At 37.9% G+C, this 3,195-nt stretch carries 3 protein-coding genes; 1 reads left to right on the top strand and 2 read right to left on the bottom strand.

All coding sequences use genetic code 11. The annotated features are described in order from the left end of the window. Nucleotides 1-11: 11 nt before the first annotated feature. Both AC1DRF_RS20800 and AC1DRF_RS20795 read right to left on the bottom strand, forming a co-directional pair. Entirely contained in the window at nt 12-935 is a 924-nt protein-coding gene (locus AC1DRF_RS20800; RefSeq protein WP_477741579.1) for an oxidoreductase, read from the bottom strand. A 154-nt stretch (nt 936-1,089) separates the two neighbouring features. Then, nucleotides 1,090-1,461 (bottom strand): thiol-disulfide oxidoreductase DCC family protein, encoded by a 372-nt coding sequence (locus AC1DRF_RS20795; RefSeq protein WP_427075419.1) that lies wholly within the window; start codon nt 1,459-1,461, stop codon nt 1,090-1,092. A 419-nt stretch (nt 1,462-1,880) separates the two neighbouring features. Here AC1DRF_RS20795 and AC1DRF_RS20790 point away from each other — a divergent pair, with 419 nt between their 5' ends. Beyond that, nucleotides 1,881-3,104 carry an MFS transporter gene (locus AC1DRF_RS20790; protein ID WP_477741578.1) on the top strand — a complete coding sequence of 408 codons (1,224 nt, stop codon included), beginning with the start codon at nt 1,881-1,883 and terminating at the stop codon, nt 3,102-3,104. Nucleotides 3,105-3,195 lie beyond the last annotated feature (91 nt).

The raw sequence follows: 3,195 nt of genomic DNA, 5'->3' as shown, positions 1-3,195 counted from the left end.
GCCGCTGGTTTTTATCTTTTCTTGAATATATATGTCACTTTTGTTAATTCTTCCGATATGCTCCATAGCCTTTCAGCTACGTCCGGTTTAAATAAAACATCTCCCATTCTATCTTTTGCAGGATATCCTTTTTTAGCATCTTTTCCGTCTGGCCCAATATATGTACCGCCTTCTATTGATTCAGTGGCTGCATAAAGAGTAGGCAGCGCGCCCATTTCTGCAGATTGACTAAATAGCTTGACTAAAAATTTCAGCAAGCCGTTTGGCTCTTTACCTGAACCTCGTGATAATAGGTTAGTATTTGAAATACCCGGATGTACCGCAGCACTAATTGTCGTCGATCCAGCTGCTTCTAAGCGGTTTTGCAGTTCTTTAGCAAACAATAGGTTGGCGAGTTTACTTTGCCTATAGAACTTCATTGGACTGTAGCCTTTTTCCCCGTCTAGATTATCAAAATAGATTTTTCCAGAATTAGCAGCTATACTGCTTACCGTTACGACTCTTGAATGTGGAGTTGCCATTAGTAAAGGAAGCAGCAAACCCGTAAGCGCAAAATGTCCTAAATGATTACAGCCAAACTGCAGTTCAAATCCGTCTTTCGTTTTGCTGTGAGGCGGAACCATCACGCCTGCATTATTAATGAGAAGATCCAAAGACGAGTATTGTTGAAGAAATTGATTAGCAAAATGCCGAATAGAGCTCAAGTCACTGAGATCTAATGACATAATAGTCACTTTAGCATTTCCGTTATCCACTTTAATTCTCTTCTTAGCTTCTTTCCCTTTTTCCTCATTACGCACAGCAAGAATGATTTCTGCTCCGCGAGCTGCTAGAGCCCTTGCTGCTTCAAATCCAATACCGCTGTTTCCTCCCGTTATAAGGGCTGTTTTTCCCGTTACACCGGGCATTCGTTCAGCTGTCCATTTTGTTATCATATAGGTTCTCCCTTTCAGCTATAGCTGTTTTTCTAAAATTCACGCGTCTAAGTCACACTAAATTAACGTTTTTTTAAAATTAAGGTATGTATAAAGTATAATGTCTTCAAAACAAAAGGGACAAGCTTTTTCAAAGCTTGTCCCTTTTGTTTGTTTATGTGGTTCGCGGAGAATCGTAGCGTCCAAACCAGTCGTATCGGTTTGTGGAGACCCATTTGTATAGCGGACTAAACGCTTTGTTCATTAATGGTAAATGCAAAAGTACACCTATTGGGAATGTAAGAGGCAAAACAGCTAAAAGCCGTCTGACCGTTTCAAATCCTGCTAGAACTTCCCCTTTTTTGGTCACCATATGAATTTGATTATATAAGTCTCTTCCCTCTTCTTTTAAGTAACTATACTCCGTTCGTTCAATGTATTGAACTGGAATCCACTGAATTTGGTTCGTCCAGTCCAGCGCTTTAATTATTTTTTTTACGTTGTAACATAAAGGACATTGCGCATCAAAAAATACTTTGTGTTTCATTGTTTCCACCTTTCTTCTTTTGTTTCTTTTTCCTTAATTTATAAATACCCTTTTCTCCTTTTTAATAACCACTATTGGGAGGCACTTCTTGGGCATCCTGGCTTTAAAACAAACATTTTTTGCGGGGTTTCTTTTGTGAAGCCGCGAAAGAAGACAGGATTTTTTTATAAAATATCACTTTTTTGGTTTAAAGCGCTAAAAACATGTTAGAATAGATTTCATATTGATTTGAAGCAGTAGGCGCACGCATTTAGTCACATACTAAAAAGGACTAAATAAATATAATGATAAAAGGTAAAGGTAATGTCTTCATAAACTTATCATGGAAGTAGGTTTATAAATAACGAAGAAAAAAGGAGGAACGGGTGGTTACTTTTATCCCTTTCATATAAGCTTTTTTACGTAAGGATGTGTAAACGATGAAAAATAAGTACATGCTGTCAGCTTCAGGTATGTATATTAACTACTTTCTACTGGGCATGGTCAATATCATGCTTGCATCAAATATGTCATTTTTGACAAAACAATTAAATACCGACGGTGCTGGAATCAGCTATATCATTTCTGCTATCGGAATTGGAAAATTGCTTTCGTATTCTCTATCAGGCGTCTTGTCTGATAAAGTCGGACGAAAGCCTTTGATTATTGTTTCGTCTCTGACGATGGCGATTTTTTTAATTGGCATTCCATTATCGCCAAATTATCAAACAGCCTTTATCTTTGCTATTATCGCTGGTATTGCAAACTCTGCTATGGATGCTGGAACGTACCCTGCTTTGATTGAGGTCTTTCCTAAATCTTCAGGTTCAGCCAGTGTTCTTGTAAAAGCATTTATTTCTGCAGGAGCGGCACTTCTGCCGTTTATGATTGCCTTTTTTGCAGATCGTGATTTGTTTTATGGGTATGCTTTTTTTCTTCCTGCTCTTATTTATTTACTAAATATGATCTTTATGTTCAAACTGCCTTTTCCCAATCATAAACGCGAACAGAGTGCAGTTCAACAGCAAAATACAGCAGAGAATAAATTTATCTCTGCTCCTAAAATGAAACAAGAAGGAATTGCTCTTATTGTGATTGGATTTACTTCTACAKCGCTTTTTACGGTGGCTCAAATTTGGCTCCCTACTTATGGTCAACAAGTATTAGGTATGGCTGAAAGCAGCTCGGTCCGCCTTTTAAGCTACTACAGCATCGGAGCTTTAATCTCTGTTTTAGTATTAGCTGTATTATTAAGCAAAGTGCTTCGTCCTGTAACGGTTATTCTCGTTTACCCGATGATTACCCTTATAGCCGTACTTACGCTTCTTTTTGTTAAAGTACCTGCTATTGCAATTGCAGCTGCTTTTTTCATGGGATTTTCTACGGCTGGAGTCTTTCAATTAGCGATTACTGTTATGACCGAGCTTTTCTGGAACAAAAAAGGAACGGTTACTGGAATTGTAGCGACGGCTGCTGGATTAGCTGCTATTTTATTGCCTTTAGCAACAGGGCTTATGTCTAAAACGGGACATATTTCAATTATCTTTATTTTTGATGCGATGCTTTCAGTAGTAGGTATGGCAGCGGCAGCTTTTGTTAATTACCGCTACCGCAAAATTTTAAATAAAAAACGCAGCGAACAAATTCAAGAAACAGCCTCATAAAAAAGAGGCTGGGGCAAAAACAGTTTAGAGAAAGTAAAAAAAACGAACCATTAATCAATGGTTCGTTTTTTTGTTATGGTGAATGTATGTG

Source organism: Priestia sp. P5_B4, assembly GCF_056400385.1.
Note: the sequence above shows the minus strand (reverse complement) of the source record. Positions and strands in the feature narration are given on the sequence as shown.